The following is a 17127-nucleotide window of genomic DNA, read 5'->3' as shown; positions in this document are numbered from 1 at the left end:
TATATTTGCAAAAAAAATAAAAATTAAATAAATAATAAATAATTAAATCAGTATAAATATATGAAATTGAATAAGCAATTGATTGTAATATTATCAATTATTTCATTAACTTCTTGTGTATCTAGAAAAAAATACATTTATTTTCAAGGTAATGAACAAGTTAAAGAAAGTATAGTATCGCAATATGAAACTCGAATACAACCAGATGATATTATATATTTGGGGTTTTCTTCACAGAATCCTGAATCAGTTGATGTTTTTAATTTAGATTCTAAGTTAGCCGCTCAAAACGTTAATTTTAATGTCAATCGACAATCCTATTTAGTTGATAAAAATGGAAATATTGAATTTCCTGTATTAGGTTCAATTAAAATTGCAGGTATGACTAGAGTTGAACTTACTGATTTTTTTAAAGAAAAATTAAAAAAATATGCAACAGATATTGTTGTAAATCTAAGGATTATAAATTTTAAAGTATCAGTACTTGGCGAAGTTGGGAGACCAGGAATTATCAATGTAGGAAGTGATAGGTTTACAATTTTAGATGCTTTGGCTCAAGCGTCTGATATTACGCTTTATGGTAAAAAAGAAAACGTACTTATAATTAGAGATGTTGAAGGAAAAAAAACTTATAATTATGTAGATATTACTAAAGCAGATTTAGTCAATTCTCCATTTTATTATTTAAAACAAAATGATGTGATCTATGTAGAACCAAGAGAAGTTAAAGTAAATTCAACTGCTATTGGATCAAATTTAACCACAACACTTTCTATATTTGGAAGTTTACTAACTTTATACATACTAATTACTAGAATATGACAGATAAATCAACCCCAAACAGTCAAAGTCATACCGTACATTTAGAAGAACAATTATACAAATATGTTGTACATTGGAAATGGGTGGTATTATCCATATTAATTTCTTTATCGATTGCTTATTTTTATTTACGATACACTATAACAACTTATGGTGTGTCCTCTACAGTATTAATAAAAGCCGATAAAAAAGGTGGATCTGAATTAGATGCTTTTAGTGAATTAAGTGTATTTCCAGGAAGTAAAAATAGTATTGATAATGAAATAGCTATTTTTCAATCCAGAAGTTTAGCAGAAAGAGCTGCTAGAAAATTAGGAATGAATGTATCTTATTTTGTTGAAGGTATGGTTATTAATACTGAAGCCTATAAAAATTCGCCTGTCAATATAATATTTTTATCGAAAAGTAAAAATTTTGAGGAATCTTACTTTCAGATAAATATGACACCAATTTCAGATACTAAGTTTAAAATTCAAGGAATGAATTTTGATGCTAAAAAAGTATATACATACAACACTGTTCTTAAATCTGATATTGGAACATTTATAATAAAAAAAGTATCAAATGACATTGAAATTGATAAAAAAATTACAATAGTAGTTGCACCAATAAAAAATACTGCAATAGCATTAAGTAGTGCATTGAAAATTTTAAACGCAAAAAATACGAATATCATTTCTATTGATATGGCTACAGCAAATGAAGCAAAAGCCATGGATTTTATTAATGAATTAGTTGAACAATATAATTTAGATGCCACAGAAGACAGAAACATTATTGCTAATAATACCTATACTTTTATTAAAAAAAGATTAGAAGTAATATCAGAAGAGTTAGAAGGAATTGATAAAAAGTCTGAAACATTTAAGAAAAATAATGGTTTAACAGATTTAATATCAGATGCTTCTTTAAATTTAAATCAAAATTCTCAATATAGAAGAAATGTTACGGACATTAGCACAGAAATTTCTGTAAATGGCTATATGGCAGAGGAAGTTTCAAAAGCAACTAATCAAGATTTAATTCCAAGTAATATATTGCCATCAAGTAGTCCCGCAATGCGACTAATAGACGAATTTAACAATGGAGTTTTGGATAGAAAAAGGGTTTTAAAAACTTCAACAATTGCCAATCCCTATATCGTTAATTTAGATGAGAAATTAAAATGGCGGAAAGCTGAGATTTTAAAAGTTTTGAGTAACGAAGGTCGTGCTTTGAGAATCAGACAAGGAAATTTGCAAAACCAAGAAAACTTTTTTCAAACAAAAGTTAGTATGGTTCCTACAAATGAAATGAATTACAAAAAAATTGATAGACAACAAAAAGTTAAGGCAGAATTATATTCATATTTATTGCAAAAAGCTGAACAAACAGCGATTGCATTATCTGTAACTTCGCCAAAAGCTAAAGTTATTGATGCTGCATTTTCTAAAGGAGCTATTGGACCAAACAGAAAATTAATCATGTCGGTAGCATTTGTTATTGGTTTGCTTATTCCTTTAGGTATATTATTTATTATATTTTTATTAGATAATAAAATACACACAAGATCTGATATTGAAAGAATTTCATCTATTCCTTATCTTGGTGATGTACCTTTAACAAAAGATATTTTAGAAGATGTAACTTCTATAAGTCGTTCAAGTGTTGTTGAATCTTTCAGAATAATACTTACAAATCTTGAGTTTATGCTCACTAATTCCAAAAAAGATACAGCAAAAACGATTTTTATAACTTCGACTATTCCGAAAGAAGGTAAAACGTTTGTTTCTGTAAATTTGTCGAGAACATTAGCACTTTATGGTAAAAAAGTTCTTTTAATGGGAATGGATTTAAGAAATCCAAAAATATCTGATTATTTAGATGTAAAATCAGATTTTGGTATGAGTAATTATCTTTCAAATGAAAAAATTAATTTAGAAGACATTATATACAAACAAGAAGGTTACACTGATTTTTATGTGCTTCCATCTGGAATTATACCACCAAATCCAGCCGTTTTATTAAATAGTAAAAAAGTTGAACTTGCTTTTGATGAATTAAAAAAACAATTTGATTATATTATTGTAGATACCGCTCCTGTAAGTTTAGTTACAGATACGTTATTACTTAATAAATATTCTGACATGTTTATTTATGTGGTAAGAGCAAATTACATAAGAAAAAATTCCATTACAATTCCAAACTCATTATTTAAAGAAAATAAATTAAATAATTTGTCTATTGTAATCAATGGTGTTAATGCAAAGTCTGGTTATGGATACGGTTATGGCTATGGTTACGGTTATGGTTACGGTTATGGTTACGGTTATGGTAATGATGGAAATAATAAACCAAAAAATATTATAGAAAGGATTTTTAATATTTTTAGAAAATAATACATTTAAAAAAAGCTGTTCACACTGAACAGCTTTTTTTTTATTGAAAATCAAAAAAAGCATTATTTTTAAATACTTGATTTAATTTTTCATGATTTTTTAAAATGATTTTATTTTGAAGAAATGAAATGTGTTTTTCGTGATGTGTATCCGAGCCAATATAAGTAATTAAATCATTTTTCAATAAATAATCTGCTGTCTTGCTAATCATTGGGCCATAATAACCAACTGTAGATAACATATTCAATTGAAATTTACATCCTGCTTTAATTAGTTTATCATATTCTTTCAAATTGTTATGATAGGAATTATACCGTTCTGGATGGGCTAAAATGGGCTGAAAACCTGCAATTTGTATTTCAAATAAAATATCATACAATTGAATTGGTGGTGCTAAATAAGACATTTCTACTAAAATATGATTGTCTTTCAAAGGCAAAATTGTATTTCCATTTTTAAGTAAATCATAAAAATGATTGTCCATCATATATTCAGCAGCGGCTTTAAAAGCAATTTTTTTATGTGATTGCACAAAATTTTCTTGAACTAAAGCCAATTTTGAATTGATAATTTCATCATCATTATCCCAAACATTTTTTAATACATGAGGTGTTGCAATAAAATTTTTAAATCGAAGCTGTTCTAACTTTTCAACTAATACATTCGTATCTTCCAAATCCTTTGCTCCATCATCAATTCCTGGTAATAAATGTGAATGAATATCTGTAAAATTATCTGGAATATAATCCATCAAATAACTACTTTTTTTAAATATTGAAAACATTTTTTTATAAATTTATTTATATATAAAACTAATTGTAAATAATTTCAAAGACACTAACCGCATTACCCGCAAATAAAACATCTTTTTTGCCTTGGGAAGTAATAATTAATTGTCTAGAATTTGGTGATATTGCCATACCCACTGGAAATTTTGACACTGAAATACTATCAACAACGGTCATAGTTGAGGCTTCAATAACTGCAATTTTACAGTCATTATTAACACATGCAAAAATATACTTTCCGTCATTAGTAACATCAATCGTTCTGGCACCTTTTCCAACATGAATCGTTTGCCATTTTTCATAAGTAATAATCTTATTTTTATTCGAAAAATCTAAATGTAACAAGTCATTTAAAGTGGCTTTTTGAACAAAACCATATTTATTAGAACTCAATATCAAGTCATTATTATTGATGACTAAATGCCTTAAATTTTGTTTCATTCCTGTTATGGTTCCAAGATATTTCATTGTAGTCAAATCGATCAATGCAATGCCGTTGCCACCCATTTTTGCAACTAATATTTTTTTACTATCAGGGCTAAAAACGGTGCCACGCAAACAATTACCACATTCATTATCCCGATCTATTTTTACATCCGATTGATAATTCATCGTTAATCTTTCGTCAATAATCACATGAGAAATATATTTAAAATCCATAACATTTTGACTAGATATATCTAAAATTCCTACCGTATTATCGCCCCAATGTGTAATGGCAATGTATTGATTGTCTGGCGAACAAGCAATCATTTTTGGCAATGGCCCACTAGGAATAACCCGTACAATTTGATCCGTTTCGGTGTCAATAATAGCAACTGCCGACGGAGATTCAGCATTCTCGTCCCAATCTCTTCTGTAATACGTTACCCACAAATATTTTCCATTGTGAGATAAACAACCTTCTACTGGTTTGCCTTTAAAAATGTTAAAATCGGGTAATTGTTGCTTAAATTGATAATCAAAAGCTGTAGTTTCATTATTTTTAAATAAGTTTTTATTTCTAATATCGAATACATGTTTTATGACTCCAATTTTTTTTAATGTTTTGGAATCAAAAACAATAGTTGCAAATCCTTCTAAAGAATTTACATAAAATTTAGTTCCATCTTTTGAATAAATTACTGATTTTGGTGAATTTATTGTAGGCTCAAATACATCCAAACTATCTAATTTTGTAGAATCTATAGCTTGGATTCTTTGTTTTAACATTAATTTTTTAAATTGTCCAACAGGTCTAATGCTATCTAAACCAACAGCAACAATATTTTTATCTGCATGTAAATTTTGGCAATTTATAAAAAAATTAAATAATAATATTAAAAAATATGGTCTCATTAGCATTACAATTTATTTTGCAAATATAGTAATTTATCAATTAGTATTTTGATAAAATATTTAGTAATTATGAACTTATTTCTAATAATAATGTAATAATATTAACTTTTAATCGGTTACATTTGTTTTATTTTATTGGTATAATTGTACCCATTTTTGAATTCAATTTATATCTTAAAAGCTTCTAAATATTTAATAAACATCAAAATGTGTCAAATCAAAATAAAATTGTTAATCATTTTTGCAATATTTTGTTCTAATCAACACCTATTATCACAAAAAATGGATACTGTAAAGTGGTTCAAAAAACTAGAAAAAAATAAAAAAAATAATCGTTTTAACCAATATTTATTTGAAAATATTCGCAAAAAAAATAAGACAAAACCAATTATACAAAACAATTTTGTTTGGAAAAAAGTCAATTGCAAAATTATAAGGCATATTATTATTCAAATCAACGATCCTTTTGTAATTGATAGTATTTCAAAAAATAATTTTAGGAACCGAATAAAAGATTTAGCTAATACATATCATATAAAAACTAAAGAAAAAATAATAAATAACTTATTGCTATTTCATAAAAATGATGAAATAGACTCATTAATTATCAATGAATCTGAAAGAATTATTAGAAATCAACGTTTCATTCATGAAATTGAAATAAAACCAATAGGTAGCGATGCTTCAACTGACTCCATAGATATTGCGGTAAACGTGGTTGATTCTTGGAGTTTGAGCCCTAGTTTTAATACTTCTATTAATACATCTAATTTTCAATTAAGTGAAAATAATTTATTAGGATTTGGACATGAAATATATATTAATATGCATAAAAATAATAAAAAAAATGAAAATACTTTTGGATTTGGATATACTGCAAATAATATATGGAAAACTTTTTTAAATTTCAAGGTAAATTATCAAAAAGAGATTGATTTTAGTTATGAAAAAAATATTTCTTTAGAAAAAAACTTCTTTACTTCATATCAGAATTGGTCATTTTTTTCTCTTTTTTCACAGCAATATAAAAAAATTGTATTATATAATGATTTGCAAATACCTGATTTACAAAACTATAAATTGAATTTATTTGAATGTGGTGGTGGTTATGCTTTCAGGGTATCCAACGGAAATTCTGAATCCCAAAGAACCACTAAAATATACAATATGTTCCGATTTATTACTAAAGATTATTATTTTACTCCTAATTTTGAATATGATAAATACCGTATATTTTCAAATGAAAATACATTTTTGGCAAGTATAGGGATTGCTCAAAGTAGATTTATAAAAAATAAAAACGTATTTAATTTTAATATATATGAAAATATACCTACGGGATATATTTTCAATCTCACATCTGGTTTCATATTTAAAAATAATTTAAGTACCCTATATTTAGGTTCTAAATGGACACATGCGGCTTTTTATCATTTTGGTTATTTAAGTGCAAATATAGAAATTGGTACATTTTTTGAACAAAATCAAACCAAACAAAGTGCTTTTAATGCGTCTGTTACATATTTTACGAATTTATTCAAATTTGGAAATTGGCAAATTCGACAATTTGTAAAACCTGAAATTACTTTAGGTTTTCATCGTCTTGATACCAATTTGGATAAATTGACTTTAAACGGTAATTTTGGAATTTCAGGTTTTTCAAATGCTAATTTATTAGGTACAAAAAAAATTGTTTTCAATTTTCAAACACAAATGTATGCTCCTTGGAAAGTATGGGGCTTTAGGTTAAATCCATACTTCAATTATTCAGGAGGTATGTTGTCTAATAGTAATAATAGTTTTAAGCATAGTCCATTATTATCAGAATTTGGTATAGGTTTTATTATAAGTAATGATTTCTTATCTTTTGACACTTTTCAAATTTCATTTTCATTTTTTCCAAAAATACCTGGTATTGGATACAATATATTAAAAACAAACGCTATAAAGTCAAATGATTTTCAACTTTCAAATTATGAGTATCCAAAGCCTAGTTTTGCTCATTATCAATAAGTTTTTGCTGACTATTATACTTACTTAAACTACTCAAATGCAATTTTAAAGCATCAATAGATATACTGATTTCCCAAAACGATATGCCGAGTGAAACCAACAAACTCAATAAACTAATTCCAAACAATAGTAAGGCACCATTATCAAAGTTTAAAAACAACATCAACATGGAAAAAACGGATAAAAATAAGCTAAAAACACCCGATAACTGCATGTATTTTATTAATGTTAATCGTAAATGTAAGTTTTTTATTTCAAGTAATATCGTTGCATCGGCTTCTTTCAAATAGGATTTTTTCAATCCTCGAATAATTCCAGCAATGGTCAAAAACCGATTCGTATAGGCCAACAAAATCAACGAAGTGGCAGAAAACAGTAGGGCAGGGGTTGCAATTTGAATGGTCATGTTTTTATTTTTTGCAAAATTCTAAAATATTTACAACAAAATCAGTACGGAGTTGTTTTTTTATTAAAAAAAAAATATTGTACATTTGAAAAAAAATATAAACATCATGATTTCAGATCTACAATTTCAACAAGAATTGCACCATATTATTCAAAATGCTATTAATGAAGACGTTGGGCCAGGCGATTATAGTTCTTTAGCTTGCATTCCAATTACCGCCACTGGAAATGCAAAATTATTAGTAAAAGATCAAGGCATCATTGCAGGTGTAGATTTTGCAATTCAAGTTTTTAATTACGTTGATCCCAATTTAGTCATACAAAAATACATTAATGATGGTTCTAATGTACAATTTGGAGATATTGTTTTTACAGTATCTGGAAGTTCTCAATCAATATTAAAAGCAGAAAGAGTTGTATTAAATTCAATGCAAAGAATGTCGGCAATTGCAACCAAAACTAATCAATATGTACAATTATTATCAAATTATAATACAAAAATTTTAGATACCCGAAAAACAACTCCTGGTTTTAGAGCATGCGAAAAATGGGCTGTAAAAATTGGAGGTGGCGATAATCACCGTTTTGCCCTGTATGACATGATCATGTTGAAAGACAATCATATTGATTTTGCAGGAGGTATTACACAAGCCATCAAAAAAACAAAGAAATATCTTAAAGATAATAATTTAGATTTGAAAATTATTGTAGAGGCTCGAAATTTGGACGAAATTAAAGAAATATTAAAAAATGACGGTATTCATAGAATATTAATTGATAATTTTGATTTCGAAACAACCAAACAAGCTGTAGCATTAATTGGAAATACATGTCAAACAGAATCATCTGGCAATATTAATGAAAACACGCTGCAACAGTATGCTGCTTGTGGTGTGTTGTATATTTCTTCTGGGGCCTTAACACATTCTGTACATAATATGGATTTAAGTTTAAAAGCTTTTTAAAATAAACTTATAAATGAGCCACAAAGTAGAAAAATATATTCGTAAAATTCCAATAATACGAAATTTACTTCCTATATTGCAAGCCATCAAACTACCATGGCTCGAGGGATTATCTTTATATGATTTGTTAGAATTGTATGGAATTTCTTTAGTTGAAGGTGCTTTATCATACAGAGCTGCCGCTATTGCTTTTAGCTTTTTTATGGCTTTATTTCCATTTGCTTTATTTATTTTAAATTTAATACCCTATATTCCTATCAATGGATTTCAAGATGATTTCCTACAATTTGTATCAGAAGGGGTACCCCCCAGAACTTTTGATGCCATCAAAAACATTATCAATGATATTTTGCACAATAGTCATTCTGGCTTATTATCATCGGGTTTTATTTTGTCTATTTTCTTGATGGCCAATGGTTTAAACTCTATTTTAGCTGGTTTTGAAAATTCCAAACACATCACTATCAAACGCTCTTTTGTAAGACAATACATGGTTGCTTTGGGCATGTCGCTTTTGTTGTCAATATTACTGTTATTTACAGTTGCAGCCATTGTGGTTTTTGAAGTATTCATCCAAAAAACAATGATTCAAAATGTTTTGTCAGATAATATTCCTTTAATTAGAATTGGTAGGTATATATTTGTTATCATTATGATTTTGCTAACCATTTCCATCATGTTCAAGTTTGGAACAAAAAGGGAACAAAATAGGGCGTTTATCTCAATTGGTTCTGTATTTACAACTTGCCTTATTGTTGTATCTTCCTATTTTTTTGGAATATGGGTAGTTAAATTTTCAAAATATAATGAATTATATGGCTCTATTGGTACATTACTTATCATGATGTTTTATATTTGGATCAATTGTATGATCATGCTCATCGGTTTTGAACTTAATGCGCTTATTTCAAAATTAAAAAAAATAAGAAAATACGATTAATTTGGAGCTAATCCCGCTATCCGCTATATCTTTTCTTTTTTTAAAGAAAAAAAAGAAAAGGATGTCGCTACTATCGGGGCTAGTTCGTGCTAATAACTTTAAACTTTACTAAAAATGAAACATTTTATCTTAACTTTCTTCTTGTTAATTTCCAATTTGTCTTTTTCACAACATTCAATTGTAGGAAAATGGAAAACACACGACGATAAAACCAACAAATCTGAATCCGTTGTCGAAATTTATGCTGTGGGTAATGCCTATTATGGCAAAATTATAGATATTTTCAACCCTGATCAACGTGTAGCCCTTTGCAAATTATGTACTTGTGCCGATAAAGATAAACCCGTTTTGGGCTTGATTATTATTAAAGATTTAGTCAAATCTGATAATGAATATGATTCAGGAAAAATAACAGACCCCAAAACGGGCAACGTATATAAATGTAAAGCTTCGCTTATCAATAAAGACCAATTAAAAATCAGAGGGTATATTGGATTTGCCTTAATGGGCAGAAGTCAAATTTGGACAAGAGTCAAATAAATTATAATAAGATTTTATGTATTTTATTGATATAATCATTGCTTTATCGTTACCAAAAACATTTACTTATCAAATTAATGAACATGAATTTCATTTCATTCAAATTGGTATGCGTGTTGTTGTGCCTTTTGGTAAAAGCAAATTATATACAGCTATTGTTGTAAAAATCCATCAAAACGAACCCCTTTTATACCAAGCCAAAGAAATTGATCAAATATTAGACGAAAAACCCATAGTAACACCCATTCAAATTCAACATTGGTTTTGGATTTCAGATTATTACATGTGCAACATAGGCGAGGTACTCAAAGCTGCTTTGCCCTCGGCATTATTATTAGAAAGTGAAACCACAATCGAGTGTGATACATCTAATTTTATAGACGAAAAGACTTTAAATGATGAGGAATTTTTAATATATGAGGCTTTAAAAATACAAAATGCCTTAAAAATAAGTGATATTATTAAAATTTTAAATCGTAAAAATGTTTTCCCTATAATTCAAAAATTAATACAAAAAAAAGTCATACTCCTGCACGAAGAAGTAACAGAAGTTTACAAACCAAAATTAGTAAAATATATTCGATTAAATCCTGTTTATCAAGAAGAAAATGGGCTAAATTTACTATTAAATGAATTAAAAAAATCCGAAAAACAACGAAACTTAGTCATGCATTATTTTCAAATGGTGGCCAAAGAAAAAAATCCTTTAGCAGTAAAAAAACTTTTAGATGCTGCTGCTTCAAACACAACAACTTTAAAATCTTTAATTCAGAAAAATATTTTTGAAATATATTATATTCAAGAAAATAGAATACAATTTGACGGTAAAGCTACTAGTAAAGACTTGATTCTCAATGAATACCAACAACAAGCGTTCCAAGACATCCTTTTGCAACTGCAAACTAAAAATGTTTGTTTGTTGCATGGAGTTACTGCTTCTGGAAAAACAGAGGTATATATAAAAATTATAGAAAAATATTTATTAAATAATAAACAAGTACTCTATTTATTACCAGAAATTGCTTTGACCGCTCAATTAGTACAACGTTTAAGAAAACATTTTGGTAATAAAGTAGCGGTATATCATTCAAAATTCAATATCAATGAGCGTGTAGAAGTTTGGCATCAAGTTTTGAATCAAGCCGACACTGCTCAAATTGTAATTGGTGTAAGGTCGTCGATGTTTTTACCTTTTCAAAATTTAGGTTTTATCATTATAGACGAAGAACACGAGCAAACTTTCAAACAAATTGATCCTGCACCTCGCTATCATGCCCGAGATGCCTCTATTGTATTAGCAAATTTACATCAAGCAAAAGTATTATTAGGATCGGCTACACCAAGTTTAGAAACCTATTTTAATACACAAAATCAAAAATATGGCATAACTCATATCTCTAAAAGATATGGAAATGTAAAAATGCCAAATATAGAACTAGTTGATTTGAAAGACAAGTATTACAGAAAAAAAATGACAGGCCATTTTAGCGATGTATTACTTGACGAAATCAATACAGCACTTTCATTACAACAACAAGTAATTTTATTACAAAACCGTCGTGGATTTTCGCCTATATTGGAGTGCATCACTTGTGGACATATTCCTGGTTGTTCGCAATGCGATGTCAGTTTGACTTATCATAAATCAAAAAACCAACTCCGTTGTCATTATTGTGGCTATGCAATTGCAAAACCTATTACATGCCATGTGTGTTCAAGTCCACATTTAGACACAAAAGGCTTTGGAACGGAACAAATCCAACAAGAATTGGTCGAACTTTATCCTTCTTCAAAAATTGGACGCATGGATCAGGATACCACTAGAGGCAAATTTGGATTTGAAAAAATCATAGACAGTTTCAAAAACAAAGAGTTTGATATTTTAGTAGGTACTCAAATGTTAGCAAAAGGACTTGATTTTGATAATGTAAGTTTAGTAGGAGTAATGAATGCCGATAATCTTTTGTATTATCCCGATTTTAGAGCACTTGAACGAAGTTACCAACTATTGGCACAAGTGGCTGGCAGGTCTGGTCGTTCAGAAAATCAAGGCAAAGTCATTGTCCAAACCTATAATCCGTTGCACCATACGCTTCAACAAATGGTATTAAATGATTATATCTCTATGTACAACGAACAAATATACGAAAGAAAAATCTATCATTATCCGCCATTTTATAAACTCATAAAAATATCATTACGTCATCGTGATTACGAAAAACTAAATCATGCCAGCATGTGGCTAGTTCAGGCATTAACACAAAATTTGAATATACCAATTCTTGGCCCAGAAGAGCCCGCCATTTCCAGAATTAGAAATGAATACATCAAAAACATTTTGGTAAAAATTCCTCAAAATAGTGCATTGGCCCAAACCAAAAAAACTATTCAGAAAATTCTAAATAGTTTTGAAAATGTGGCTCCTTATAAATCCATTAGGATTGTTCTAACTGTAGATTTTTATTAATATAATTTTCTATTGCTTCCTCAAATCCTTCTTTTTTCTGACGGCTTAATGGAATTTCTATATTATCAATTTCAACAATTTTTCCGTCAAACCTTACTATTTTGTCTAAATTAACAATATAGGATTTATGTATTCTAAAAAATTGATCCATCGGCAAATCTTCTTCAAATGATTTCATCGTACGCAATACAGAGTGCGAAGCATCATCTGTAACCACTTTAATATAATCACCATCGGCTTCAATAAATCTAATTTTATTGATAAATATCTTTAATTTTTTTGAATTACTCTTTATAAATATGTGATCTCCCGTTTCTGCAGCAGTATCATTTTTAAGGTTATACAATTCTACCACACGTTTTACGGCCATATTAAAACGCTCAACTTCTATTGGCTTTTGCAAATAATCCGTTGCATCATATTCAAATGCCTTTACTGCATATTCTGGTTTTGAAGTAATAAACACAATTTGAGGTTTGTTTTTTAATCCATCCAAAAAATCAAACCCACTTATTACAGGCATTTCTATATCTAAAAAAACTAAATCTATTTTATTCAAAGAAATACAATTCTTTGCCTCAATTGCATTGGGAAAATCACCAACTAAATGCAAATCAGGATGGTTTTTTACTAATCTGGTAATAATCATTCTCTGAATAGAGCTATCATCAACAACAACGCAGAATAATTTCATTTTTTATTTTTTGTATTTTTTTGAATGTAAAAGTACATATATTTATTTTTTTAAACAAACCTCAAGTAAAAAAATATATAACAGAAATGGGGGCTGCTTATCAAATAATATTATTTCTATTTTTTTAACTAAATAATAACGTAATTTAAAGATCTTTATTTTGAATATTTTATTAATAATTTATATTTCTATAAAAAAAATGGCAGTTACTTTTTTTTAAATTCCTTTATTTAGAATCAAAATAAACTATTTTTTTTGAATCAACTGTTCTAATGCGTCAATATGTAATTCAAATGCCAATCGTCCTTTTTTGGATACCTGATAACTGGTATTCGGCTTTTTTCCAATGAATTGTTTCTCTATAATAATATACTCTTCAGCTTCCAATGCCTTGATATGACTAGACAGGTTACCATCGGTTACGCCTAATAATTCTTTCAAACTACTAAAATCCGAAGATTCATTTACCATCAAAACCGACATAATTCCTAATCGAATGCGGTGGTCAAAGGCTTTATTAATATTTTGTATAATATTTTTCAAGTTTATTTATTTTTAAAATCATATTTTACATACATAATTGAACCATACAAAATATGACAAAACCCAAAACCAATAGTCCAAAACAACAAACCATATCCTATAAACAACGACGACAGTAATCCTAATAACAACATCGTCAATCCTAAATACAATACATCTCTAAATGTGTATTTACTTGCGTTAATACAAGATAGTCCATAAAAAATCAAGGTTATTGGAGCAATAAATTCATAATTTTCTGAATTTAACATAACCAATACTAAAAAACCTCCCGAAAATAAAGGTACCAAAAAATGAAACAACATCCTACGTGAGGTCGCTGTCCAAATGGATACTTCCTGTTGTTTGGCTTTCATCAATGTCAAAACAAATGCTGTAATAACAGATAATATGAGTACAAATGATCCTATATAAATCAATTTAAATTTCAAATTTATAATATCTATTGTATAATCATGTATGTTTTTATATGCAAAATAAGCTCCAACTAATGCGTAAACCCCTGCCAAAACTCCCGTCAATCCACTCAACGATATAAATTGCGATGATTTACTCATCATTTTTTTTATTGCAACTAAATCTTCTAAATATTTTTCTTCCATTTTTAAAGTCCTTTGAATAGCAAAGTAAAGTTAAAATTTTCATTTGAGCAAATTTTTTTTTTTGAAGCAGTACCCTTTCCTTTCAATCCACTATACAACTCGCTTTTCGTTACAATCTTTAATAGCGAACCCCGCTATTAAAGGATTTTCACTTCAATCGAGGCTACAAACAGCTTCTGACTTTCAAAATGCAATAACATCAAACTATATAAGAAAAAGTTTATTGTTTAAAAAAAAATTATATAATAGTAGCAATACAAATTTATTAGGAAAATCCAAAATCTAGCATTATTTTTGTAAAAACATACAATTTATGATTGCATTGGAACATTCGTGGCATGATATTTTATACACTGAAATTAACAAAGAGTATTTCAAAAAATTAATCGCAGACGTGGACACTGCCTACCAATTAAATGAATGTTATCCTCCTAAAAATCAAATATTTAGAGCGTTCAATTCCTGCCCTTTTCATGACATTAAAGTAGTAATTATTGGTCAAGACCCTTATCATGGGGCTGGCGAAGCCAACGGTTTGTGCTTTTCTGTAAACGATGGCATAAAAATACCGCCATCTCTCAAAAATATTTTCAGAGAATTAGCAAATGATTACCAATCGATTTTATTTCCTACTTCGGGTAATTTAGAACCATGGGCAAAACAAGGGGTGCTGTTATTAAATGCCACACTTACTGTTCAAAAAGACAAACCAAATTCTCATAAAAAATTAAAATGGCAAACATTTACCGACCAGGTAATCCAACTCATTTCTGAACAAAAAAAAGATATTGTTTTTCTACTTTGGGGTTCATTTGCTCAAAAAAAAAGTATTTTGATAGACCATTCAAAGCATTTTGTTTTATCAGCGGGTCATCCATCGCCACTAAGTGCCAATAAAGGACGCTGGTTTGGTCATAAACATTTTAGCAAAACCAATGAATTTTTAAACGCTAAAAACATTCCAACCATCCAATGGCATTTGTAATAATCAATTTAATCAATAAATATTTCAGTTATTCGTTATAAAAAATTTATATTTATACAATAATATTATTTTTATATAAATATAGGTAAAGGGTTTAATTGGGTATATTTACCCCAACCAACCCTCTCTGTCCAAGCTCCTATATTGTATGGCCTCTGCTATATGCGAAGGACTAATTTGTTCTGATTGGTCCAAATCGGCTATGGTTCTCGATACTTTCAAAATCCTGTCATAGGCCCTTGCCGAAAGATTTAAACGCTCCATTGCAGTTTTCAACAGTTGTAACGAGGTATCGTTCAGTTCACAATATTGTCTGATTTGTTTGGTATTCATTTGGGCATTATAGTTGATGGCAGGCAATTCTAAAAACCTTTTGCTCTGAATTTCTCTTGCTTTTGTTACCCTTTCTCTAATCACACTACTACTTTCTGCTTTTCTATTGTCAGATAATTTTTCAAATGGTACAGGGGTTACTTCTATATGAATGTCTATCCTATCCAATAATGGGCCCGATATTTTGCTCATATACCTTTGCATTTCATGTGGCGAAGCACTGTTTGGTGAGTTGGGGTCATTAAAAAAACCACTCGGACTCGGATTCATACTTGCAACAAGCATAAAAGAAGAGGGGTATGTAACGGTAAACTTGGCTCTCGATATTGTAACCTCTCTATCCTCAAGGGGTTGCCTCATCACTTCGAGTACATCTCGTTTAAATTCTGGCAATTCATCTAAAAACAAAACACCATTATGGGCCATCGAAATTTCTCCTGGCTGTGGATAACTCCCACCGCCAACCAATGCCACGTTTGAAATCGTATGGTGCGGACTTCTAAATGGTCTTTGGTTCATCAACCCAATTTCTTTCAACTTACCAGCTACACTATGAATTTTTGTAGTTTCAAGGGCTTCTCTTAGTGTCATGGGAGGTAAAATACTCGGTAGTCGTTTGGCTATCATTGTTTTACCAGATCCTGGAGGTCCAATCAATATGATATTATGACCTCCAGCCGCTGCAATTTCCATGCATCTTTTGATGCTTTCCTGTCCTTTTACATCGCTAAAATCGTGTTCAGGAAAGTCTAATGTTTTATAAAATTCTGCCCTTGTATCAATTTTAGTAGGACTTATAGTTGGTTTTCCTTCAAAAAAATCAATAACTTCTTGTAAGTTTTCAACCCCATAAACCTCCAAATCATCTACAATAGCAGCTTCTTTTACATTTTGTTTTGGAAGAAAAAATCCTTTAAATCCTTCTTCTCTTGCCTTTATTGCAATTGGCAAAGCCCCTTTTATGGGTTGCAAACTGCCGTCTAACGATAACTCGCCCATGATAATGTATTGTCCTACACAATCTGACTTTATTTGTTGTGATCCTGCTAATATTCCTATTGCAAGTGTCAAATCATAAGCAGATCCTTCTTTTCTTAAGTCGGCAGGTGCCATATTAATCGTAATTTTTTTTCCTGGCATGGCAAAACCATTGTTTTTCAATGCGGCTGCTATTCTAAAACTACTTTCTTTTATGGCATTATCTGGCAGGCCTACTAAATGATAGCCAATACCTTTATCCATGTTTACTTCTACTGTAATTGTTGTAGCTTCTACCCCAAAAACGGCACTACCAAAAACTTTTATAAGCATTTT

General features: G+C 29.1%; 15 protein-coding genes. 8 read left to right on the top strand and 7 right to left on the bottom strand.

Annotated elements, in window-relative coordinates; genetic code table 11:
• Window positions 1-60 precede the first annotated feature (60 nt).
• Both B0A58_RS07990 and B0A58_RS07985 read left to right on the top strand, forming a co-directional pair.
• Entirely contained in the window at window positions 61-822 is a 762-nt protein-coding gene (locus tag B0A58_RS07990; protein WP_014084116.1) for a polysaccharide biosynthesis/export family protein, read from the top strand.
• Entirely contained in the window at window positions 819-3200 is a 2382-nt protein-coding gene (locus B0A58_RS07985) for a GumC family protein (protein WP_089080619.1), read from the top strand. The genes B0A58_RS07990 and B0A58_RS07985 overlap by 4 nt, the downstream gene beginning before the upstream one ends.
• A gap of 40 nt (window positions 3201-3240) precedes the next feature.
• On the opposite strand, the gene B0A58_RS07980 is transcribed toward B0A58_RS07985, so the two are convergent.
• Together B0A58_RS07980 and B0A58_RS07975 are read right to left on the bottom strand one after the other, a co-directional pair.
• Complete coding sequence (locus B0A58_RS07980; protein WP_089080618.1) at window positions 3241-3984, bottom strand: tyrosine-protein phosphatase; 744 nt, start codon at window positions 3982-3984, stop codon at window positions 3241-3243.
• A 28-nt stretch (window positions 3985-4012) separates the two neighbouring features.
• Complete coding sequence (locus tag B0A58_RS07975; RefSeq protein WP_089080617.1) at window positions 4013-5326, bottom strand: YncE family protein; 1314 nt, start codon at window positions 5324-5326, stop codon at window positions 4013-4015.
• A gap of 282 nt (window positions 5327-5608) precedes the next feature.
• Here B0A58_RS07975 and B0A58_RS07970 point away from each other — a divergent pair, with 282 nt between their 5' ends.
• Window positions 5609-7339, top strand: coding sequence for a hypothetical protein (locus B0A58_RS07970; protein WP_133063093.1), 1731 nt, complete (start codon window positions 5609-5611; stop codon window positions 7337-7339).
• Here the strand turns inward: B0A58_RS07970 and B0A58_RS07965 are convergent.
• Entirely contained in the window at window positions 7317-7745 is a 429-nt protein-coding gene (locus tag B0A58_RS07965; protein ID WP_089080615.1) for a DUF2721 domain-containing protein, read from the bottom strand. The two genes, B0A58_RS07970 and B0A58_RS07965, sit on opposite strands and share 23 nt — an antisense overlap.
• 106 nt (window positions 7746-7851) lie before the next feature.
• On the opposite strand from B0A58_RS07965, the gene nadC reads away from it, so the two are divergent.
• The 4 genes from nadC (at window position 7852) to priA (ending at window position 12656) form a co-directional block, all read left to right on the top strand.
• Window positions 7852-8709, top strand: coding sequence for a carboxylating nicotinate-nucleotide diphosphorylase (gene nadC / locus B0A58_RS07960; protein WP_089080638.1), 858 nt, complete (start codon window positions 7852-7854; stop codon window positions 8707-8709).
• 13 nt (window positions 8710-8722) lie between these two features.
• Window positions 8723-9649 (top strand): YihY/virulence factor BrkB family protein, encoded by a 927-nt coding sequence (locus B0A58_RS07955; protein ID WP_089080614.1) that lies wholly within the window; start codon window positions 8723-8725, stop codon window positions 9647-9649.
• Between the two features lie 114 nt (window positions 9650-9763).
• A complete protein-coding gene (locus tag B0A58_RS07950) occupies window positions 9764-10189 on the top strand; it encodes a DUF2147 domain-containing protein (protein ID WP_089080613.1) in 426 nt (141 codons plus the stop codon).
• 16 nt (window positions 10190-10205) lie between these two features.
• Complete coding sequence (gene priA, locus B0A58_RS07945) at window positions 10206-12656, top strand: replication restart helicase PriA (protein ID WP_089080612.1); 2451 nt, start codon at window positions 10206-10208, stop codon at window positions 12654-12656.
• Here the strand turns inward: priA and B0A58_RS07940 are convergent.
• The 3 genes from B0A58_RS07940 to B0A58_RS07930 form a co-directional block, all read right to left on the bottom strand.
• Complete coding sequence (locus tag B0A58_RS07940) at window positions 12625-13350, bottom strand: LytR/AlgR family response regulator transcription factor (protein ID WP_089080611.1); 726 nt, start codon at window positions 13348-13350, stop codon at window positions 12625-12627. The two genes, priA and B0A58_RS07940, sit on opposite strands and share 32 nt — an antisense overlap.
• Window positions 13351-13596: 246 nt before the next feature.
• On the bottom strand, window positions 13597-13893 hold the full coding sequence (locus tag B0A58_RS07935) for a winged helix-turn-helix domain-containing protein (RefSeq protein WP_014084127.1): 297 nt from the start codon (window positions 13891-13893) through the stop codon (window positions 13597-13599).
• Between the two features lie 2 nt (window positions 13894-13895).
• Window positions 13896-14495 (bottom strand): hypothetical protein, encoded by a 600-nt coding sequence (locus B0A58_RS07930; RefSeq protein WP_089080610.1) that lies wholly within the window; start codon window positions 14493-14495, stop codon window positions 13896-13898.
• Window positions 14496-14808: 313 nt separating this feature from the next.
• On the opposite strand from B0A58_RS07930, the gene ung reads away from it, so the two are divergent.
• Window positions 14809-15480, top strand: a complete 672-nt coding sequence (ung, locus tag B0A58_RS07925) for a uracil-DNA glycosylase (RefSeq protein ID WP_089080609.1) — start codon at window positions 14809-14811, stop codon at window positions 15478-15480.
• A 108-nt stretch (window positions 15481-15588) separates the two neighbouring features.
• Here ung and B0A58_RS07920 read toward each other — a convergent pair whose 3' ends face one another.
• A complete protein-coding gene (locus B0A58_RS07920) occupies window positions 15589-17124 on the bottom strand; it encodes a YifB family Mg chelatase-like AAA ATPase (RefSeq protein WP_089080608.1) in 1536 nt (511 codons plus the stop codon).
• Window positions 17125-17127 lie beyond the last annotated feature (3 nt).

This window comes from Flavobacterium branchiophilum NBRC 15030 = ATCC 35035, assembly GCF_002217205.1.
Taxonomy (GTDB): domain Bacteria; phylum Bacteroidota; class Bacteroidia; order Flavobacteriales; family Flavobacteriaceae; genus Flavobacterium; species Flavobacterium branchiophilum.
The sequence above is the reverse complement of the archived record's forward strand: the minus strand, read 5'-3'. Positions and strand labels throughout refer to the sequence as shown.